The sequence below is a fragment of the Thalassobaculum litoreum DSM 18839 genome (genome assembly GCF_900102465.1).
Lineage (GTDB): Bacteria > Pseudomonadota > Alphaproteobacteria > Thalassobaculales > Thalassobaculaceae > Thalassobaculum > Thalassobaculum litoreum.
Genome location: NZ_FNBW01000003.1, coordinates 285,619 through 304,168 on the forward strand (window position 1 = coordinate 285,619; position 18,550 = coordinate 304,168).

The 18,550-nt window shown below is 66.8% G+C and carries 21 protein-coding genes; 13 read left to right on the forward strand and 8 right to left on the reverse strand.

The annotated features are described in order from the left end of the window. The first annotated feature begins 38 nt into the window (after nt 1–38). The 3 genes from BLS34_RS06530 to BLS34_RS06540 all read left to right on the forward strand — a co-directional run bounded on the left by BLS34_RS06530 (nt 39) and on the right by BLS34_RS06540 (nt 2,376). On the forward strand, nt 39–932 hold the full coding sequence (locus BLS34_RS06530; protein ID WP_093149056.1) for an MBL fold metallo-hydrolase: 894 nt from the start codon (nt 39–41) through the stop codon (nt 930–932). Nucleotides 933–1,039: 107 nt separating this feature from the next. Further along, nucleotides 1,040–1,603, forward strand: coding sequence for a GGDEF domain-containing protein (locus BLS34_RS06535; RefSeq protein ID WP_175474128.1), 564 nt, complete (start codon nt 1,040–1,042; stop codon nt 1,601–1,603). A 71-nt stretch (nt 1,604–1,674) separates the two neighbouring features. After that, on the forward strand, nt 1,675–2,376 hold the full coding sequence (locus BLS34_RS06540) for a calcium-binding protein (RefSeq protein ID WP_051244995.1): 702 nt from the start codon (nt 1,675–1,677) through the stop codon (nt 2,374–2,376). On the opposite strand, the gene hemH is transcribed toward BLS34_RS06540, so the two are convergent. Together hemH and BLS34_RS25305 are read right to left on the reverse strand one after the other, a co-directional pair. Beyond that, on the reverse strand, nt 2,367–3,431 hold the full coding sequence (gene hemH, locus BLS34_RS06545; RefSeq protein WP_093149060.1) for a ferrochelatase: 1,065 nt from the start codon (nt 3,429–3,431) through the stop codon (nt 2,367–2,369). The two genes, BLS34_RS06540 and hemH, sit on opposite strands and share 10 nt — an antisense overlap. A gap of 141 nt (nt 3,432–3,572) precedes the next feature. After that, entirely contained in the window at nt 3,573–4,571 is a 999-nt protein-coding gene (locus BLS34_RS25305) for a 2OG-Fe(II) oxygenase (protein ID WP_175474129.1), read from the reverse strand. A gap of 138 nt (nt 4,572–4,709) precedes the next feature. Between BLS34_RS25305 and BLS34_RS25800 the strand changes: the two genes are divergently transcribed. Then, nucleotides 4,710–5,252, forward strand: a complete 543-nt coding sequence (locus BLS34_RS25800) for a gamma-glutamylcyclotransferase family protein (RefSeq protein WP_175474130.1) — start codon at nt 4,710–4,712, stop codon at nt 5,250–5,252. Between the two features lie 32 nt (nt 5,253–5,284). Continuing rightward, complete coding sequence (locus tag BLS34_RS06555; RefSeq protein ID WP_093149064.1) at nt 5,285–5,806, forward strand: ureidoglycolate lyase; 522 nt, start codon at nt 5,285–5,287, stop codon at nt 5,804–5,806. Here BLS34_RS06555 and BLS34_RS25805 read toward each other — a convergent pair. Then, entirely contained in the window at nt 5,803–5,970 is a 168-nt protein-coding gene (locus tag BLS34_RS25805; protein ID WP_175474131.1) for a hypothetical protein, read from the reverse strand. The genes BLS34_RS06555 and BLS34_RS25805 overlap by 4 nt on opposite strands. An 82-nt stretch (nt 5,971–6,052) precedes the next feature. On the opposite strand from BLS34_RS25805, the gene BLS34_RS06560 reads away from it, so the two are divergent. Together BLS34_RS06560 and BLS34_RS06565 are read left to right on the forward strand one after the other, a co-directional pair. Next, nucleotides 6,053–6,598: a DUF2975 domain-containing protein gene (locus BLS34_RS06560; RefSeq protein ID WP_175474132.1), complete on the forward strand. Its 546-nt coding sequence runs from the start codon at nt 6,053–6,055 to the stop codon at nt 6,596–6,598. 22 nt (nt 6,599–6,620) lie between these two features. Further along, entirely contained in the window at nt 6,621–6,833 is a 213-nt protein-coding gene (locus BLS34_RS06565; RefSeq protein WP_028795473.1) for a helix-turn-helix domain-containing protein, read from the forward strand. A 2-nt stretch (nt 6,834–6,835) separates the two neighbouring features. Here BLS34_RS06565 and BLS34_RS06570 read toward each other — a convergent pair whose 3' ends face one another. The 3 genes from BLS34_RS06570 to BLS34_RS06580 all read right to left on the reverse strand — a co-directional run bounded on the left by BLS34_RS06570 (nt 6,836) and on the right by BLS34_RS06580 (nt 8,965). Next, nucleotides 6,836–7,279: a YaiI/YqxD family protein gene (locus BLS34_RS06570; protein WP_028795472.1), complete on the reverse strand. Its 444-nt coding sequence runs from the start codon at nt 7,277–7,279 to the stop codon at nt 6,836–6,838. Next, nucleotides 7,276–7,647 carry a hypothetical protein gene (locus BLS34_RS06575; protein WP_139189122.1) on the reverse strand — a complete coding sequence of 124 codons (372 nt, stop codon included), beginning with the start codon at nt 7,645–7,647 and terminating at the stop codon, nt 7,276–7,278. Before BLS34_RS06575 ends, BLS34_RS06570 begins: the two co-directional genes overlap by 4 nt. Nucleotides 7,648–7,750: 103 nt before the next feature. After that, nucleotides 7,751–8,965: a sensor histidine kinase gene (locus BLS34_RS06580; protein ID WP_028795470.1), complete on the reverse strand. Its 1,215-nt coding sequence runs from the start codon at nt 8,963–8,965 to the stop codon at nt 7,751–7,753. Between the two features lie 221 nt (nt 8,966–9,186). Here BLS34_RS06580 and BLS34_RS06585 point away from each other — a divergent pair, with 221 nt between their 5' ends. From BLS34_RS06585 to BLS34_RS06610, 6 genes are all read left to right on the forward strand, one after another. Beyond that, the gene (locus tag BLS34_RS06585) at nt 9,187–11,361 is read left to right on the forward strand and encodes a malate synthase G (protein WP_093149068.1); all 2,175 of its coding nucleotides are present in this window, start codon (nt 9,187–9,189) and stop codon (nt 11,359–11,361) included. A 159-nt stretch (nt 11,362–11,520) separates the two neighbouring features. Next, nucleotides 11,521–12,486 carry an SPFH domain-containing protein gene (locus BLS34_RS06590; protein ID WP_093149070.1) on the forward strand — a complete coding sequence of 322 codons (966 nt, stop codon included), beginning with the start codon at nt 11,521–11,523 and terminating at the stop codon, nt 12,484–12,486. A gap of 10 nt (nt 12,487–12,496) precedes the next feature. Beyond that, nucleotides 12,497–13,006, forward strand: a complete 510-nt coding sequence (locus tag BLS34_RS06595) for an NfeD family protein (RefSeq protein WP_051244991.1) — start codon at nt 12,497–12,499, stop codon at nt 13,004–13,006. A 186-nt stretch (nt 13,007–13,192) separates the two neighbouring features. Beyond that, nucleotides 13,193–14,134 (forward strand): ABC transporter permease, encoded by a 942-nt coding sequence (locus BLS34_RS06600; protein ID WP_028795467.1) that lies wholly within the window; start codon nt 13,193–13,195, stop codon nt 14,132–14,134. A gap of 5 nt (nt 14,135–14,139) precedes the next feature. Further along, on the forward strand, nt 14,140–15,051 hold the full coding sequence (locus tag BLS34_RS06605; protein WP_093149250.1) for an ABC transporter permease: 912 nt from the start codon (nt 14,140–14,142) through the stop codon (nt 15,049–15,051). 80 nt (nt 15,052–15,131) lie between these two features. Next, nucleotides 15,132–16,721, forward strand: a complete 1,590-nt coding sequence (locus BLS34_RS06610) for an ABC transporter substrate-binding protein (protein ID WP_028795465.1) — start codon at nt 15,132–15,134, stop codon at nt 16,719–16,721. A gap of 324 nt (nt 16,722–17,045) precedes the next feature. On the opposite strand, the gene BLS34_RS06615 is transcribed toward BLS34_RS06610, so the two are convergent. Then, on the reverse strand, nt 17,046–17,309 hold the full coding sequence (locus BLS34_RS06615) for a hypothetical protein (protein ID WP_028795464.1): 264 nt from the start codon (nt 17,307–17,309) through the stop codon (nt 17,046–17,048). 238 nt (nt 17,310–17,547) lie between these two features. Further along, complete coding sequence (locus BLS34_RS06620) at nt 17,548–18,549, reverse strand: MDR family oxidoreductase (protein WP_093149071.1); 1,002 nt, start codon at nt 18,547–18,549, stop codon at nt 17,548–17,550. Nucleotide 18,550 lies beyond the last annotated feature (1 nt).

The window sequence follows — 18,550 nt, forward strand, 5'->3', positions numbered from 1 at the left end:
GGTAAACGCGCGCGGCGAGAATTTCCGGGAGGAGTGTCATGCCCACCTATCCGGTCGATCTGTCGGTGCATCCCGACGTCACCAGCTTCTTCGATCCCGACACCAACACCATCAGCCATGTGGCCGTCGATCCGTCGACCCGGGCCTGTGCGGTCTACGACTCGGTGCTGGACATCGACTATGCCGCCGGCCGGCTGTCACATGCCCATGCGGACACCCTGATCGCCTTCATCCGCGAGCAGCGGCTCACGCTGGAATGGCTGATCGAGACCCATGTCCATGCCGATCACCTGTCGGCGGCGCCCTATATCCAGGAGACGCTGGGCGGCAAGATCGGCATCGGCGCCAAGATCGTCGAGGTGCAGGAGACCTTCGGCAAGGTGTTCAACGAGGGCACCGCCTTCCAGCGCGACGGCAGCCAGTTCGACCGGCTGTTCGAGGACGGCGACACCTATACCGTCGGCTCGATGACCGGTTTCGCCATGCACACGCCCGGGCACACCCCGGCCTGCATGACCCATGTGCTGGGCGACGCCGCCTTTGTCGGCGACACCCTGTTCATGCCCGACGGGGGGACGGCACGGGCCGACTTCCCGGGCGGCGATGCGGGCGAGCTCTACGACTCGATCCAGAAGGTGCTCGCCCTGCCCGAGAAGATGCGGCTGTTCATGTGCCACGACTATGGCCCCAACGGCCGCGACATCCGCTGGGAGACCACGGTGGCCGAGGAGAAGGCCCGCAACATCCATGTGGGCAGCGAAGCGCAGGGCCGGGACAAGGCCGGTTTCGTGAAGCTGCGCACCGAGCGGGACCGCACCCTGTCGATGCCGCGGCTGATCATCCCGTCGATCCAGGTGAACATGCGCGGGGGCCACATGCCGACCGGTGAAGACGGGCGGCCGGTGCTGAAGGTGCCGATCAACACGTTGTGATTCTATGGGCGCAATATAGCGCTATGGTTGTAAACGAATTGTTTACCTGTGGGCGCTATACTGTATGCATACCCACGTTATTTCGTCGTTGAATCATGGTTGCTGAGATGAACAGTCAGGCGTTGCTGGCCCTTGGTGAGGAGAAGTGGGTCGACGTGCCGGACGACATCGAGGATCCGGTTTCCGGACTGATCGGCCGGCGCGGCTTCGAAGACCGGGCCCGGCGTCGCCTGGGCATGCAGCTGCATGCCGCATCGGCCCTCACCCTGGTTGAGATCGACCACATCGACACCGTCCGCGCCCGCTACGGTCCCGACTGCGCCGATATGATCGTGCGCGGCGTGGGGCAGTGTCTGCTGAACGAGGTCCGCGGCCACGACGTGGTCGGGCGGATCGACGCCAGTTCCTTCGCCATTCTGCATACGGATATCGATCTCGCCGCCGTCCGTGCGGTAGGGCAGCGCCTGCGTGTCGCGGTGCAGTCGATGCGGTTCTATGCCGAGGACGGAACCGCGATCCCGGTGACCGTGAGCATCGGCATCGACGGCATGACCCGCAGCGCCCGGGCACAGACGCCGGATCTGCAGAACATGCTCGCCCGCGCCGTCGACCGGGTGGAGGCGGCACGGGCCGCCGGCTGCAACCGCGTGGTCGCGCCGGATCTGCTCTGATTTCCGTCACGACCGACGGATTGGCAGGCATCTTGCGTTAGGGCCAGGGACACAGTCCTGCGGGAGGTCCCATGGCCGATCCAATCATCACCGTTACCGTCACCACCGACCAGCTCACCGGCTCGCTCGGTGCGGATACCCTGTTCGGCGGGTCCGACGACGAGATCCTGTACGGCTTCGATGGACGCGACATCCTCGACGCGCTGGGCGGCGACGACGTGGTCTACGGCAATGCAGGGCGCGACAGCCTGACCGGCGGCGCCGGCGAGGACACCCTGTATGGCGGCCAGGACGACGACGCCATCTGGGGCGGCGAGGACGACGACGTGATCCACGGTGGCCGCAACGGCGAGGCCGGGGCCGAGATCGTCGACGGCGCGCTGGTCTATCTCACCGGCGAGGACACGCTGGACGGCGGTGCCGGGGACGACATCGTCTACGGCAACCAGGGCGACGACCTGCTGCGCGGCGGCTCGGGCGACGACACCCTGTATGGCGGGCAGGACCGGGACAGACTGTCGGGCGGGGAGGGCGACGATGTGCTGGTCGGCGGCGCCGGGTCCGACGTCTTCGTCTACGGCGCGGCGGACGAGGACCGAGACACCATCGAGGGCTTCGCGGTGGGCGAGGACCAGCTTCTCGTGCAGAGCGGGACCGAGGTCACGACACGGCTCGATTTCGGCGATTACTCGGTGATCCGGCTGTCGAGCGGGACGCGGATCGAGCTGATCGGCGTGGACGATCCCGACGCGGTGGCCGTCGCCTATTTCTGAGCCTTGGCCCACCAGCCGCCGAGCTCGCGGGTGACCAGCGCCTCCAGCATGTCGATGGCGGCGTCGCTGTCGTTGACGCAGGGAATGGCCGAGAAGTGGGTGCCGCCCGCCTCCTCGAAGGTCTCGCGCCCCTGCATGGCGATCTCCTCCAGCGTTTCCACGCAATCGGCGACGAAGCCGGGCATGACCACAGCGAGCCGCTTCACGCCCTCCTTCTCGGCCAGGGCGGTGATGGTCTCGTCCGTGTAGGGCTGCAGCCATTCCTCGCGGCCGAACCGCGACTGGAAGGTGAGGCGGAAGGCGCTCTCGCTCAGGCCCAGGCGTTCGCGCAGCAGCCGGGCGGTCTTGGCGCAGTGGCAGTGATACGGATCGCCCGCCAGCAGGTAGCGCTTCGGCAGACCGTGGAAGGAGGCCAGGATCACCTCCGGCTCCCAGTCCAAAGTGGACAGGTGGTGCTCGATCCCCTGCGCCACCGCCTCGATATAGGCCGGGTCGTCATGGAAGGCCGGCTGTGTCCGGATCGCCGGCTGCCAGCGTAGCTTCAGCAGCTCGCGCGCCACCTCGTCGACCACGGTGCCGGTGGTGGAGGCGGAATACTGTGGATAGAGCGGCACGATCAGGATGCGGTCGCAGCCCTGCTCCTGCAGCGCCCGCATGCGCTCGCCCACCGACGGGGTGCCGTAGCGCATGCCCCAGTCGACCACCAGCGTCTCGCCCGTGGGATCCAGCCGCTCGGCCAGCCGGGCCGCCTCCTCGCGGGTGTAGTGGCGCAGCGGCGACTCGTTGCTCTCGGTCATCCAGATCGCGCGATAGGCCTCCGCCGTCTTCGGCGGGCGGGTGCGTAGGATGATGCCGTGCAGGATCGCCTTCCACAGGATCGGGTTGAGCTCGATCACCCGACGGTCGGACAGGAACTGGGCCAGATAGCGCCGCACGTCCGGGACGTCGGTGGAATCCGGCGTGCCGAGATTGACCAGCAGGACGCCCACGCGACCCAGCGTGACGACGGGGTGGTCGGCGACCCCGGGGATGGAGGAGGTGATGCGCGGGCTCATTCTTCTTTTTCCCGAGTGCGACTTCGGTTGCGGCCCGGCCTGCGGGTGTGGTCCGGCCTGCGAACGTCCTTGCGAAATGGCATGGATCGGGCTCCGGGCAAGGCCTTGCCGGCTATGGATGCCATCGGGCGTGCCAATCGATCACGGCGCCGCCAGGAAGACCAGCAGGACGTACCGCGTCCCGCTCTCCACCGCCACCGCCTCGTGCATCAACGAGCAGGAAAAGGCGAGCCCGCCGCCCGGCGGCGCACGCCACTGGTCGTCGCTGTATTCCGGAAAGATCAGCCCGCCCCCCGTGTAGTCGTCGTTCAGTTCGATGCTGATGGCGATCCGCCGGTCCGCCGTCTGCGGCAGGGTGTTGTCCCGGTGGGCCACGAAGAAATCGCCGCGCTCGGCCGTGTAGCTGGCGACGTAGAACGCCTCGGTGCGCAGGTGGGTGACCCACCAGGCCTTGTACAACTCCGGCATCAGCCGCTTGCCGATCGCTCTGGAGACGGCGGCGTAGAGCGGCCCCTTGCGGTCGAGGGTGAGGTCTCGGCGCCGCTTGAAATCCGGCGCGACGCGGGAGGCGTCCTTGCCGTCCACCGTCACGCTGACGGTGCCCTCCTCGTTATGGAGGTGGAAGGCCTCCAGCAGGTCGTCGCGCAGACCCGGGTCGATGATGTTCGGCAGGACCAGCACCGGCGCGGTCGATCGCCGCATCGCCGGCTCCGGGCGCTTCAGCGGGGCGAGGGCCACTTCGAGGCGGACCTTCAGATAGTCGTCGACGAAGAAGGCGGCGACGCCGCGCTGGTCCTGGTCGGCGACGATCACGGCGGTCAGATCGTCCCGGTTGGTGAACAGCGCCCGCCGCCGCGCGCCGTCGGTGTCCGTCAGGACGGCCTTCGGCTGTGCTGCGTCGTCCGGGATCGCGACATCGCCGAGGACAACGACATTGGTCTCCGGCATGACCGCACAGGCGGTGTCGATCACCGACTGCACCAGTTCGGCCGTCGGATTGGCCAGGATCACCACCGGGCCCCGGGTCACGTCGCGATAGAGCTCGAAGCGGCCGCCCTCGCGGGTCCGTTCCACGAAGTTCGGCAGGCGCTGTCCCCAGAAAAGCGGCGGATCCGGTCTTGTCTTCTTCTGCTCGGCCATTGCGGGTTCATGATCGGTCGTAGACATGGCCCCAAACTGCCGTCTCTTGTCATTGCCGTCTACAGCACGATCGTCTATCGGTGCGCCGAAGCCTTGGACAGCATGCCCGGTTCGGGCGCCGACGGAACGGGACGGGCGATGTCGACGCGGTATTTCTTCTTCGGGACCCTGATGGATCGGGATGTGCTGGAGCTGGTTCTGGCACGGCCGGTTTCCGACGACCGCTTCGAGCCGGCGACCCTGGACGGCTATCGCCGGGTGCGGGTGTGGAAGGACAGCTTCCCGATGCTGATCGCCGATCCGCAGAGCGCGGTGGACGGCATCGTCTACCAGACCCGCAACGCCGACGAGGACGCCCGGGTCCTGTTCTTCGAGGATTTCGACTACGGCCTGCTGCCCTGCCGCCCCCGGACCGCCGACGGAGAGGTCGACGCCATGTTCTGCGGGATCGACACCAGCGTGGCGCCGTCGGACGAGGTCTGGACTCTGGAGGCCTGGGCGCGGCGCCACAAGGCGGGCTTCCTCAGGCTTTCGGAGATCTACATGAACTGCTTCGGCCGGATGACGACCGAGGAGGCCGAGCCGATCTGGGAGAAGGGACGCCGCGAGCTGATGGCGCAGGGGCTGATTCAGCTGCCGCCCGAGCGAATCTCCGATGACCGGGGCAACGGCGCCGGATAGGCTCGCGCCGTTCGCATCCGCCGAGGATTCCGATGACCGTTCTGACACCGATTCCGCTGACCGCCGACGCCTTCGCGCCGTACGGCCATGTACTCGCGCTGCCGACCGGGCCGAGCCGGGTCGACTATTCCGCCTTCAGCCAGAACCTGCGGGGGGCGGCCGCCCAGGTCTGCTTCCGTACCAGCATGACCATGCCGAGCCCGATGCCGCTGGTCACCCGGACCATGGAGCGCCACGAGTTCTCCAGCCAGGCCTTCCTGCCGGTCGATGTGGCGCGCTATCTGGTTCTGGTGGCTCCGCATGGGGAGGACGGACGGCCGGATCCCGAGCAGCTCACCCTGTTCCTCGCCAAGGGCGATCAGGGCGTCAGCTACAACGCCAATGTCTGGCACCATCCGATGACCGTGCTCGACCGGCCGGCGGTCTTCGCCACGGTGATGTTCCTGGACGGCGGCGAGAAGGACGAGGAATTCGTCGACCTGCCCCATGACGTGACCATGACCCTGGGGCGCGCTCGGATGCCGCGGGTCATGCTCAAGCCCGAGCCGCTCTAATAGCGCCGGCGGTCGCCGCCGGTGTCAGTTCCGCAGTTCCGCACGGCGTCGCAGCCGGCCTGGGCGACAGTGCTCAGCCACCGCACCGGATCGATGCCGGACTCCTTCCACGTGCATCCGGCAAGCATGGTCAGGCAAAGCACAACGGCGGTCGCGATACGCATTTCCGATCCAAAAAATCATTGTTAGACATTAATTTTTTATCCTATTAGGGTGATTTTGTCGAGGATGTATTGGAGCGAGTCCATGAGCGAGGTCCGATCTGACGAGCGTCGCAGGGCACGATTGCGGCGGCTGGCGGGGATCATGCGGTGGGTCAGCCTCGCGCTTGCCGCCTTCGGACCGGTCGTGCTGATCGGTGTGTGGATGCGGTTCGAGGTCTTTGCCCCCTCGGTCATGCCCGGCCTCGGGGTCGGGACGTTCTCGGGTCTCGACCGGATCGGCGGCTACGCGATCTCGATGCTGCCGGCGGCGATCGGGGTCTGGGGGTTCCTGAATCTGGCCGCGCTGTTCGGCCGGTTCGCGGCGGGCGACCTGTTCGATGCCGGCAATGCGGTCCGGCTGCGCCGTTTCGCGATCTCCCTGCTCGCCGTGGTGCCGGCAAAGGTCGTCGCCCACGCCCTGCTGTCGGTCTGGCTGACCCGGGCGATGCCGCCGGGCAGCCGCCAGCTGCAGATCTCGTTCTCCAGCGACGACGTCGTGCTGTTCGCGATCGGCCTTCTGATGGTGGCGCTGGCGACCGTGCTGCGCGAGGCGGCGGAGATCGCCGACGAGAACCGGCAGTTCGTCTAGCTTATAGGGGCGCCTGACCGTCGTGCCGATCACCGTCACCCTGGATGTCATGCTGGCCCGCCGGAAGATGCGCGGCAAGGAACTGGCCGAGCGGATCGGCATGACCGAGCAGAACCTGTCGCTGCTGCGCTCGGGCAAGGTGAAGGGCGTGCGGTTCGAGACCCTGGCGCGGATCTGCGCCGAGCTCGACTGTCAGCCGGCGGATCTGTTGAGCTACGAGCCGGACGAGGCCTGACCTCAGCCCTGCAGGGCGCGGTCCAGGGCTTCCAGGAACCGCGAGCGGTCCTGCTTGGTGAAGGCCGGGCCGCCACCCTTGGATTCGCCCATCGCCCGCAGGTCGCTCATCAGCTCGCGCATGCTCAGCGCCATGCCGATATTGGCGGCGGTGAAGGGTTTGCCCTTGTGGTCGATCACCCGGCAGCCGGCTTCCAGGCAGCGCGCGGCGAGGGGGATGTCGCCGGTCACCACGACGTCCTCGGCCGCCACCTTGCCGACGATCCAGTCGTCGGCGGCGTCCAGATCCTGGCTGACCACGATGTTGTGCACCTTGGGCCGGTCGGTGACGCGGAAGCCCCGGTTGCTGACCAGAAAGACCTCGCAGCCGAGCCGGTCGGAGACGGTCAGAACCTCGTCGCGCACCGGGCAGGCGTCGGCGTCCACAAAGATCCGGGCATCGGTCACGGCTTCTTCACCTCGGCGCGCTTGGCGGCATAGTAGCTCTGCAGGGCCTGGCGCTTGTAGCGCTCCGGGGAGAAGAACCGGGCGGCGAGGCCGGGCCCGCCGACCCGTTTGATCACGACCGTCAGGTCCAGGTCCAGCGTTCCGGTCCGGTCGTGATAGTCGCGCACCACGATCCGGACCGATGCCTTCTGACCGGCGATCAGGCCGCCGGCATAGGGACCGGCCAGGAACCCTTCCTCCGACCAGTTGATCAGCGGCACGTCGCGGCCCTCGAGGCGCACGTAGCTGTCGCCGCGCGTGCGCAGCCGGGGCTGGCGCCGACGCTCCACCACGGGGGTCTTCGGGCGGGAGAGAAATGGCAGTTTCATGAATAGGTACGTAGCACAGCGAGCCGACGATGTTCACGCCGCGGTGCGAATGTTGCGGTGTTCATGGAGTGGTGTTCATGGAGCGGTGTTCATGCTGCGGTGTTCATGCGGCGGTCTGCGGATAGGGTGCCATTTCGGGCAAGGTAAGCTGCACGGTGGTTCCCTGGCCCAGGGTGCTGTCCAGCACGATGTTGCCTCCCAAGGCGTCGACGAGCTGCTTGACCAGGGTGAGGCCGAGACCGGTGCCGCCGATGCTGGGCAGGTCGTGCTCGTGGCCGCGGAAGAACGGTTCGAACACATCCGCGAGCTTGTCCGCCGGGATGCCGACGCCCTGGTCGCGGATCGCGATCTCGACGCCGTCATCGACGGCCCGGGCGATCACTTCCACCGTGCCGCCGCGACGGGAGTATTTGATGGCGTTGGACATGAGGTTGGTCAGCACCATCCGCAGCGCCCGTTCGTCGGTACACAGCGAGCTGGCCGACTGCACCTGGGTCAGCAGATCTATGCCCATGTCCCGGGCCGTGGTGGAGAGCATCTGGCAGATATCGGCGATGGTGCGGTCCACCGCGACCGGTTCCGGCGTGAAACTCGGGCCGTGCTGGATCAGGCGCTCAAGGTCGAGAATGTCGTTGATCTGCTGCAGGAGCTGGTTGGAAGCGGTGCGGATGCTGTCCAGATAGTCCTTCTGGGTGTCGTTCACCGGTCCGGAGATCTGCAGGTCCAGCAGATCGGTGAAGCCGAGCACCGCGTTCAGGGGCGTGCGCAGCTCATGGCTGACGCGGGCCAGGAACTGGGTCTTCACCCGCTCGGCTTCACGCGCGTCGGAGGCGACCACCTCCAGGCGTTCGTTGGCACAGCGCAGCTGGCGCGTCCGGGCCTCCACCCGCGACTCCAGTTCGGCATTCGCCCGGGCCAGCTTTTCGTTGGCTTCGCGCAGCGCCGCATGGGTCGGGACCGTGAGGATGGTGCTCAGCATCTGCCAGACAAGCACGGCGGTCGCGACGGAGACGATCGCGGTCATCACCTTGCTCACCGCCTCCGCGCTGTAGGCCGGGACCCACAGTGTCACCAGGCCGAACAGATGGGTGATCGCACACAGGATGATGAAGGCGGCGAAAAAGTAGAGAATGCCGTTCGGGTTCAGATCCGGGCGGCGTCGGGCGATGATCGCGAGCGCCGCGGGGATCGACAGGTAGGCCGCTGCGATACCGACATCGGCCAGCACATGGCTCCAGATCAGAACCGGATCCCAAAGCAGGCAATAGCCGTGGGGCGTCATGTCGTCGAATAAGCTCAGCGTCTGCAGGTTGATCATGGAATGCGTCACCTGTGCCTGAATCGAGGACCAGCCCTCGGAATCGGTGAAGGTAGAGGCAATTTTTTAACCTAGGGTTAAGCAGAGAAATTGTTTTCGTCGGAGCCAGGTCCGGTCGGGCCGGTGGCCCGGCGAAAATAGGTTTGCCTTGATCCGTGGGAATCCGTCTTGTTTATAGCGTCGGGTAATCAGACAAATTCAGAAACTCAGGGAGTAGGCGAATGACGGAGCGGGTTGAGGTCGGCGGACTGCAGGTGGCGAAGGAGCTCTACGACTTCGCCGTCAACGAGGCTCTGCCGGGGACCGGCGTGGAGGCGGCCGCGTTCTGGGACGGGCTCGGCGCCATCGTCCACGATCTCGCTCCGCGCAACGCCGCCCTGCTGGCCAGGCGCGAGAAGATCCAGGAGGAGATCGACGCCTGGCACAAGGCGAACCCGGGTCCGATCGGCGACCTGGATGCCTACAAGGCCTTCCTGAAGGAGATCGGCTACCTCGTGGAGGAAGGGCCGGACTTCAAGGTCGACACCGCGAATGTGGACCCGGAGATATCCTCGATCGCCGGCCCGCAGCTCGTGGTGCCGGTGATGAACGCGCGCTATGCCCTGAACGCCGCCAACGCGCGCTGGGGCAGCCTGTACGACGCGCTGTACGGCACCGACGCGATCTCCGAGGAGGGCGGTGCGGAGAAGTCGGGCGGCTACAACCCGGCGCGCGGCGCCAAGGTGATCGCCTGGGCCCGCAAGTTCCTCGACGGGTCCGCCCCGCTCGCCGCGGGCAGCCACGCGGATGCCACCGGCTACACGGTCGAGGGCGGCAAGCTGGTGGTCTCCATGGCGTCCGGTTCCACCGGCCTGAAGGACCCCGCCCAGTTCGTCGGCTACAAGGGCGATGCGGCCGCGCCGACCGGTATCCTGCTGGTGCGCAACGGCATGCATGCCGAGATCGTCATCGACGCCTCCCACCCGATCGGCAAGACCGACAAGGCCCATGTCGCCGATTTGGTCCTGGAATCCGCGGTCAGCACCATCATGGACTGCGAGGATTCCGTCGCCGCCGTGGATGCGCCGGACAAGGTACTCGCCTATCGCAACTGGCTCGGCCTGATGAAGGGCGATCTGGTCGAGCGGTTCGAGAAGGGCGGCAAGACCGTCGAGCGCAAGCTGAACCCGGACCGGGTCTACACCGCGCCGGACGGCTCCTCTGTCAGCCTGCACGGCCGTTCGCTGATGCTGGTCCGCAATGTCGGCCATCTGATGACCAACCCGGCGGTGCTGGACCGCGACGGCAACGAGGTGCCCGAGGGCATCCTCGACGCCATGTTCACCAGCGCCATCGCCCTGCACGACATCAAGGGCGACCACAGTCTGCACAACACCCGCGCCGGCTCGGTCTATATCGTGAAGCCGAAGATGCACGGCCCCGAGGAGGTCGCCTTCTCCAACGAGCTGTTCGGCCGGGTCGAGCAGGTGCTGGGCATGGCGCCGAACACCCTGAAGATGGGCATCATGGACGAGGAGCGGCGCACCACCGTCAACCTCAAGGAATGCATCCGCGCCGCCAAGAGCCGGGTCGCCTTCATCAACACCGGCTTCCTCGACCGGACCGGCGACGAGATGCACACCTCCATGGAAGCGGGCCCGATGATCCGCAAGGGCGACATGAAGGCCGCCCCGTGGATCGCCGCCTACGAGAACTGGAACGTCGATATCGGGCTGGAATGCGGTCTGACCGGCAAGGCGCAGATCGGCAAGGGCATGTGGGCCATGCCGGATCTGATGGCCGACATGCTGGAGCAGAAGATCGGCCACCCGAAGGCCGGTGCCAACACCGCCTGGGTGCCGTCGCCGACGGCCGCCACCCTGCACGCGACCCACTATCACACGGTGGACGTGAAGGCGCGCCAGGACGAACTGCGCTCCCGTGGCCGGGCCAAGCTGGACGACATCCTGACGGTGCCGGTGGCGGCGCGGCCGAACTGGTCGCCCCAGGACATCCAGGCCGAGCTGGACAACAACGCCCAGGGCATCCTCGGCTACGTGGTCCGCTGGGTCGACCAGGGGGTCGGCTGCTCCAAGGTGCCGGATATCAACAATGTCGGCCTGATGGAGGACCGCGCCACCCTGCGGATCTCCAGCCAGCACATCGCCAACTGGCTGCACCACGGCGTGTGCGGCGAGGAGCAGGTGATGGAGACCATGAAGCGCATGGCGAAGGTGGTCGACGGCCAGAACGCCGGCGATCCGGCCTACCGTCCGATGGCCGGCGATTTCGACGGCAGCGTGGCGTTCCAGGCGGCCTGCGACCTGGTGTTCAAGGGCCGCGAGCAGCCCAGCGGCTACACCGAGCCGGTCCTGCACCGGCGCCGGATCGAGGCGAAGGCCAAGTTCGGCGGCTGACCACCCTGCCGGCCGCGTTTCACGGCCGATTCTGATTGCGGCGACCTCCGGCGAGGCCCATCTGTAGAAGGTGGGCCTCGTTTTTGTTGGCGGCCATCACCGGCGCCGGAGGATACTGCTCCCGGTGGCCGCGCAACGGCCTGAACAAGCGAGGTTTCCATGGATCCTGTGATGGATTTCGTCTCCGGCGGACAGATCGCCCTGATCGTTCTGGCGGTCGTGCTGATCTTCCTCGTGGTGAAGGGCGTGCGGATCGTGCCGCAGGGCGAGCAGTGGACCGTGGAACGGTTCGGCCGCTACGTGACCACGCTGGAACCCGGGCTCGGGGTGATCAACCCGCTGTTCAGCCGGATCGGCAAGAAGATCAACATGATGGAGAACGTGCTCGACATCCCCGAGCAGGACGTCATCACCCATGACAACGCGTCCTGCCGGGTCGACGCCATCGTCTTCTTCCAGGTGATCGACGCCCGCCGCGCCGCCTACGAGGTGCGCGATCTCGAGCAGGCGGTGATCAATCTGGCCCTGACCAACATCCGCTCGGTGCTGGGCAGCACCTCCCTGGACGCCGCCCTGTCGTCGCGCGACGAGATGAACACCCGCATCCTGCGGGTGATGGACGAGGCGACCGACCCCTGGGGCGTGAAGATCACCCGGGTCGAGATCAAGGACATCGCGCCGCCGAAGGACCTGCTGGACGCCATGGCGAGCCAGATGAAGGCCGAACGGGAGAAGCGGGCGCAGATCCTGGAGGCGGAAGGCTACCGTGCGGCGGCGGTCCAGCGGGCCGAGGGCGACAAGCAGTCCGAGATCCTGAAGGCGGAGGGCGAGCTGGTGGCGGCCCAGCGTCAGGCCGAGGCGCGCGAGCGTCTGGCCCAGGCCGAGGCCGAGGCGACCCGTCTGGTGGCCGTGGCGATCGGCTCGACGGGGACCAACGCGGTCAACTATTTCATCGCTCAGAAATACGTCGAGGCGCTGTCGGAATTCGCCCGGTCGCCGAACCAGAAGACCGTCTTCATGCCGCTGGAGGCATCGTCCGTGATCGGCTCGATCGGCGGCATCAAGGAACTGCTCAACAGCGTGTCGGGCAACGACCTGCCGCCGCCCCCGCCGCGGCGCGGCTGAGGAGGCGGTCATGGACCATCTGCTGGTGATCCGGCCGGAGGCGTGGCACTGGGCCACCCTGGGCTTCGTGCTGATGGCGCTGGAGATCGTACTGCCGGAGACCGTCTTCCTGTGGTTCGGCCTGGCCGGTGTGGCCACCGGCGCCACCCTGTTCGTCGTCGACATGCCGACCGCCTATCAGATCGGCCTGTTCGGGCTGTACGCGCTGCTGTCCTACGTCCCGGTGCGGGTCTACGTGCGGCGCTGGCAGAAGGGCGACATGCTGGCGGCGCGGGGGCTGAACCAGCGCGGCCAGTCCCTGGTCGGCCAACGCGTCGGGGTGACCGAGGCGGTGGTCAACGGATTCGGCGCGGCCCGCGTGGGCGACTCGCGCTGGCGCATCGCCTGCGACGAGGATCTCGAGGTGGGGGCGTCGGCGGAGGTGGTGGCGGTCGTGGGTACAACCTTGCAGGTACGGCGGGCGCATGCCTCGACGCCGCAACCCGCGGGACCGGCCCCCTCGGCACCAATTTCTGGCTGAAAAATCGGCAAAAGACCCCGAGTCTGCCTTATTGCTGAGCGTTTTACGGGATGGCCAGGGACCCGACCGTGAAAGTGCACAAATAGAAATCAAGGACTAGCGCGGATCCGCCGGCGCGTGCCACCTTTGGCACGGTCGTTGTAAGGCGACCGATCCCACTTCCCCTTCGTGAGGAGCGCCCTCACGGTGCTGCATCATATTGCCCACCGTCTGCTGATCTCGATCCCAGTCCTGATCGGCGTCCTGTTCATCGGATTCCTGCTCATGCAGGTGGTCCCGACCGACCCCGCGACCGTGCTTGCGGGACCGACCGCCAGTGCCGCGGATGTCGAGGCGATCCGCCAGGCCATGGGCCTGAACGAACCCGTCCTCGTCCAGTTCGCCATGTATCTCGGCCGCGTGCTGCAGGGCGATCTCGGCCGGTCGCTGATTTCCAATTCCGAGGTGATCGTCGAGCTCGGCAACACGGTCGGCCCGACGATCGAGCTGATGTTTGCCAGCCTGATCTGGGCTGTGCCGCTCGGCATCGCCTTGGGGACCCTGGCAGCCGTGCGCCGCGGCAAGGTCTCCGACCGCATCATCATGGCCGCCTCGGTCGCCGGCGTGTCGATGCCGATCTTCTGGTTCGGCCTGATGCTGATCCAGTATGTCGGCTTCAAGTGGCAGCTTCTGCCGTTCCAGGGCCGGGCCGGACCGCTGTGGACGCTGGAAGGCCTGCGGCACATCGCCCTGCCGGCGATCACGCTGGGCGGCGTCTTCATCGGCCCCGTCGCGCGCATGACCCGCACCTCGCTGCTGGAGGTCCTGGGCAGCGATTTCGTGCGCACCGCCCGGGCCAAGGGCGTGAGCGAGTACACGGTCGTCATGACCCACGCGCTGCGCAATTCGCTGATCCCGGTGATCACCCTGATCGGCCTGCAGATCGGCTTCCTGCTGGGCGGCGCCGTGGTGACGGAGTCCATGTTCGCCTGGCCCGGCGTCGGCCGGCTCGCTGTCGGCGCCATCGTCTCGGCCGACTACGCCCTCAGCCAGGGCGCCATCCTGGTGCTCGCGCTTTCCTTCATTCTGGTGAATATGATCGTGGATGTGTTGTACGCCGTGCTGGACCCGCGGGTGAGGGCGGGATGACCGACATGCAGGTCCAAACCGCCGCCGTAGAACCGGCCGCCACGGAGCCCGATTCCACAACCGCGATGGCCCGGTCGTCGATCCTGCGCAAGCTGGCGCGGGACAAGGGCGCGATGCTCTCGGCCATCGTGCTGGCGGTGATCGTGTTCTGCGCGATCTTCGCGCCGGTGCTGTCGCCGCACGATCCCTACGACAACAACCTGCGCAACATGCTGAAGCCGCCGGTATGGTCGGAAGGGGCGTTGCCCGAGCACCTGCTGGGGACCGACGGCCAGGGTCGCGACATCGTCACCCGGTTGCTCTACGGCACCCGAACCACGCTGATCATGGGGGTGCTGGCGGTGATCTGCGGCGGCCTCATCGGCGCGGCTCTGGGTCTGATCGCCGCCTATTACCGGCGCCTGGAAGGCCCGATCATGCGGCTGGTCGACATCCTGCTGTCGTTCCCGTCGATCCTGTTCGGACTCGCCATCGCCGCCGTGCTGGGATCGGGCATCTTCGCCATCACCATCGCGCTGACGATCGCCGCCGTCCCGACCATCGCCCGCATCACCCGGGGTGCAGCCTTGGTGCAGATGCAGATGGAGTACATCACCGCCTGCCGCGCCATCGGCATGAGCGATCTGCGCATCATCTGGCGCCATCTGCTGCCGAACTGTCTGTCGACGATCTTCGTCTACCTGACCCTGCAGCTCGGCCAGACCATTCTGCTCGGCGCGGCCCTCAGCTTCATCGGTCTCGGCGCCCAACCGCCGACCGCCGAGCTCGGCACCATGGCGGCCGAAGGACGCAACTTCCTGTTCTTCGCGCCGCATGTCTCGACCATCCCCAGCTTCGTGATCTTTCTGATCGTGCTCGCCTTCAATGTGCTGGGCGACGCGCTGCGGGACGTCCTCGATCCACGCCTGCGTCAGTAATCCCAAAGGGGGTCGGGATGACGCGGGAAACTGAGCGGGGCACGGTATGTCTGCCCCGGAACACCCCAGGAGGCTAACCAATGGGACACGCAACAAAGTGGCTCGCGGCAGGGGCGATTGCGCTCGCGGCCGCCGTGCCGCTGTCGACCACCGCGTCGGCTCAGTCGTCTGTCACGGTCATGCGTCAGATCGACACCGACCGTTACGACCCGCACACGTCCACCGCCCGTTCGACGGCGGAGATCATGTTCATGGTCGGCGACACGCTGGTCGCGCTCGGCCCGGACATGAAGACCATCCATCCGCTGCTGGCGAAGTCGTGGGAGGTGTCGGAGGACGGCAAGCTCTACACCTTCCACCTGCGCGATGACGTGACCTTCTGCTCCGGCAAGAAGTTCACCGCCGCCGACGTGAAGGCGACGATCGACCGCTGGCTGAACCTCGACAAGGGCGTGGTGAAGAACCGCGCCGGCGACGTGAAGGAAGTCCGCGCGGTCGACGACTACACGGTCGAGTACGAGCTGGTTCAGCCGTATTCCGAGCTGCTGTACCAGATGACCCAGCACTTCCACACGATCATCAACGTCGATCAGGTCAACGAACTGGGCGACGATTTCGGCGTGAAGGGCTTCGACGGCACCGGCCCGTACTGTTTCGAAAGCTGGGAGCCGCGCAACGAACTCGTGATGACCAAGCACGATGCCTACACCTGGGGCCCGGCATTCTACGAGACCCAGGGCCCGGCCAAGGTCGACAAGGTCGTCTGGAAGATCGTGCCGGAAGAGAACAACGTGGTCGCCGGCATCCAGACCGGCCAGGGCGACGTGACCCAGTACCTGCCGTACTGGTCGATCGATCAGCTCGAGGCCAACCCGCAGATCTCGGTCACCCAGCCGCCGTTCTACTTCTGGACCTTCTACATCGGCTTCAAGATCACCCGCGACAACGTCAGCGACGTGAAGGTGCGTGAGGCGATCAACCTGGCGGTCGATCAGAAGGCGCTGGCCGAAGGCCCGTTCTTCGGCAAGGCCGAGCCGGCCACCGCCTATGTCCATCCGGGCACCCTCGACTATTCGGAGGAGGCGATCGACGAGAGCCTGTTCGGCTACGATCCCGAGAAGGCGGCGACGCTGCTGGACGAGGCGGGCTGGAAGATGGGCGACGACGGCTTCCGCTACAAGGACGGCAAGAAGCTGGAGCTGGTCACCTACAGCTTCACCAACATCTGGCGTCAGCTCACCGAGGCGGTGCAGGGCGATCTGCGCAAGGTCGGCATCGACATGCAGGTCGAGCTGTTCGACGCCACGGTCGTCTGGGGCAAGCTGAAGACCCAGGACTTCGACATGTACACCATGAGCTATCCGTACGTGTCGGCCGGCGACGCCCTGAACCTGTACTTCCCGTCGGCCAACATGCCGAGCCCGAACCGCATGAACTGGGACGACAAGGAAACCGACCAGTGGCTGTTCGAGGCGCGCGGTGCGCTGAACGACGCCGACCGGGCCGCCGCCTACGCCAAGGTGGAGAAGAAGGTCCACGACGCCGTGGTCTGGATCCCACTGGTGCACGAGCCGATGTTCGTCGCCGCCGGCCCGAAGCTGAAGCCGGTCGAGGCGCACGGCATCTACGGCGCCGGTCTCTACAAGGGCCTGAGCCTGGAGATGAAGTGACCGTTTCGGTCATGACCTGAAGGTGGGGGCCGGTCCTTGGATCGGCCCTTTTCCTTTTCGGGCCTCAGGTCCCCGCGACGATGGGGTCGGTCAGGGCATCCGCCCCGTCGGTCCGGCCGAAGATGCGGGGCGCCTCGCTCTCCACCCGCCGGCGCAGGTCCGCAGCGAAATCCGGATCGCTTACCAGTCTCTCGACGTTGTCCGCATAGGCCTCGGGCGTGGTGGCGACGGTCTCGGCCAGGCCGATCTCGCGCAGCAGCCCGGCCGTCTGCCGGCCCCGTCACCGCACGATCTGCTCTAGGCGCTGCCCTCGAAACGTGGCGCCTACTGACGCTTTCCGCCGGTCACCAAGGGGCCGACCTTGCCGGCCAGGATCGGGAAGCGCACCGTGCCGTCGGAAGCGTCGTAGATCCATTCCTCGAGCGGTCCGGCCTTGTTCAACTCGTCGGGCTCGCCGATCGCCGCACGCAGCTCCTCCACGGTGGCGGCGTTCTCCGCCTTCTTGGCGATCTCCGCCTTGCTGTCCTTGAAGCAGGCCGAAAGCATCAGAACGCTGGCAAGGACCAGGGCGGTGGCGAGGCGGGGCATGCAAAGCTCCAGAATTCGAGGACGAAGGAGACCAGTGTAGCCGATTCCGGTGATGGCGGGGCGCCCTTCGACAGCTCCGGCCCGACGTCCGGGGCGTTCAGGGGAAGGTGCTTCATTTCAAGTCTTCAAAGTCGTCATCCCGGGCCTCACCGGGATGACGATCGATTGAGGGTTGCGAGCGGTCCCGCCCAGAGTGCCCCGGGGCTCGAGCCCCGGGGTGTCGTAGGGCCGGGTCCGTTCATTCTCCGCCGACCGTCACCACGGCGCGGCCCCGCACCTCGCCCTTGAGGATCGCCTTGCCCAGGGCCGGCAGTTCGTCGAAGCCGTGGCTGTGGCTGATCGCGTCGAGTTTCTCCATCGGCAGGTTGCCGGCGATCATCGACCAGACCTTCTGGCGCCGCTCGGCTGGGCACATCACGCTGTCGATGCCGAGCAGGTTCACGCCTCGGAGCAGGAAGGGCAGCACCGTCGTCGCCACCTCGTTGCCGCCCGCGAGGCCGACCGCCGCGACCGACCCGCCATAGGCGATCTGGGTCAGCAGGTTGGCGAGGGTCGGGCCGGCCACATTGTCGATCGCCGCCTGGAAGCGCTCCTTGTTGAGCGGCCGGCCCGGCTGTTCGGCCAGTTCCGCCCGGTCGATGAAGGACGCGGCCCCCAGCCCGGTCAGATAGTCATGGGTCTCGGCCCGGCCGGTGGCCGCGGCGACGGTGTAGCCCTTGGCCGCGAGCAGGGCGACCGCCACGCTGCCGACCCCGCCGGCGGCCCCGGTCACCAGCACCTCGCCCTTGGCCGGCGTCATGCCGGCCGCCTCCAGGGTGTCGACGGCGAGCCCGGCGGTGAACCCGGCGGTACCCAGCGCCATGGCGCGCGACAGCGACAGCCCGTCCGGCAGCTTGACGAGCCAGTCGCCCTTCACCCGGGCCAGCTCGCCATAGCCGCCCCAATGCATCTCGCCGACCCGCCAGCCGGTCAGCACCACCTTGTCGCCCGGCTTGAAACCCGGATTGTCGGAGGCTTCCACAACGCCGGAGAAATCGACCCCCGGCACATGCGGATAGCTGCGCACCAGACGGCCGATACCGCCCATCACCATGCCGTCCTTGTAGTTGACGGTGGAATAGGCGACGCGGACGGTCACGTCCCCCTCCGGCAGGTCGCTCATAGCCACCTCCTCGAAGGCACCGGTGACCTTGCGGTCGTCGCCCTCGCGCAGCAGGTAGGCCTTGAAGGTATCGGTCATC

Coding starts and splice junctions, on each gene's coding strand:
- BLS34_RS06530 (WP_093149056.1), top strand. CDS start 39: ATGCCCACCTATCCGGTCGATCTGTCGGTGCATCCCGACGTCACCAGC.
- BLS34_RS06535 (WP_175474128.1), top strand. CDS start 1,040: ATGAACAGTCAGGCGTTGCTGGCCCTTGGTGAGGAGAAGTGGGTCGAC.
- BLS34_RS06540 (WP_051244995.1), top strand. CDS start 1,675: ATGGCCGATCCAATCATCACCGTTACCGTCACCACCGACCAGCTCACC.
- hemH (WP_093149060.1), bottom strand. CDS start 3,431: ATGAGCCCGCGCATCACCTCCTCCATCCCCGGGGTCGCCGACCACCCC.
- BLS34_RS25305 (WP_175474129.1), bottom strand. CDS start 4,571: ATGGCCGAGCAGAAGAAGACAAGACCGGATCCGCCGCTTTTCTGGGGA.
- BLS34_RS25800 (WP_175474130.1), top strand. CDS start 4,710: ATGTCGACGCGGTATTTCTTCTTCGGGACCCTGATGGATCGGGATGTG.
- BLS34_RS06555 (WP_093149064.1), top strand. CDS start 5,285: ATGACCGTTCTGACACCGATTCCGCTGACCGCCGACGCCTTCGCGCCG.
- BLS34_RS25805 (WP_175474131.1), bottom strand. CDS start 5,970: ATGCGTATCGCGACCGCCGTTGTGCTTTGCCTGACCATGCTTGCCGGA.
- BLS34_RS06560 (WP_175474132.1), top strand. CDS start 6,053: ATGAGCGAGGTCCGATCTGACGAGCGTCGCAGGGCACGATTGCGGCGG.
- BLS34_RS06575 (WP_139189122.1), bottom strand. CDS start 7,647: ATGAAACTGCCATTTCTCTCCCGCCCGAAGACCCCCGTGGTGGAGCGT.
- BLS34_RS06580 (WP_028795470.1), bottom strand. CDS start 8,965: ATGATCAACCTGCAGACGCTGAGCTTATTCGACGACATGACGCCCCAC.
- BLS34_RS06585 (WP_093149068.1), top strand. CDS start 9,187: ATGACGGAGCGGGTTGAGGTCGGCGGACTGCAGGTGGCGAAGGAGCTC.
- BLS34_RS06590 (WP_093149070.1), top strand. CDS start 11,521: ATGGATCCTGTGATGGATTTCGTCTCCGGCGGACAGATCGCCCTGATC.
- BLS34_RS06595 (WP_051244991.1), top strand. CDS start 12,497: ATGGACCATCTGCTGGTGATCCGGCCGGAGGCGTGGCACTGGGCCACC.
- BLS34_RS06605 (WP_093149250.1), top strand. CDS start 14,140: ATGCAGGTCCAAACCGCCGCCGTAGAACCGGCCGCCACGGAGCCCGAT.
- BLS34_RS06610 (WP_028795465.1), top strand. CDS start 15,132: ATGGGACACGCAACAAAGTGGCTCGCGGCAGGGGCGATTGCGCTCGCG.
- BLS34_RS06615 (WP_028795464.1), bottom strand. CDS start 17,309: ATGCCCCGCCTCGCCACCGCCCTGGTCCTTGCCAGCGTTCTGATGCTT.
- BLS34_RS06620 (WP_093149071.1), bottom strand. CDS start 18,549: ATGACCGATACCTTCAAGGCCTACCTGCTGCGCGAGGGCGACGACCGC.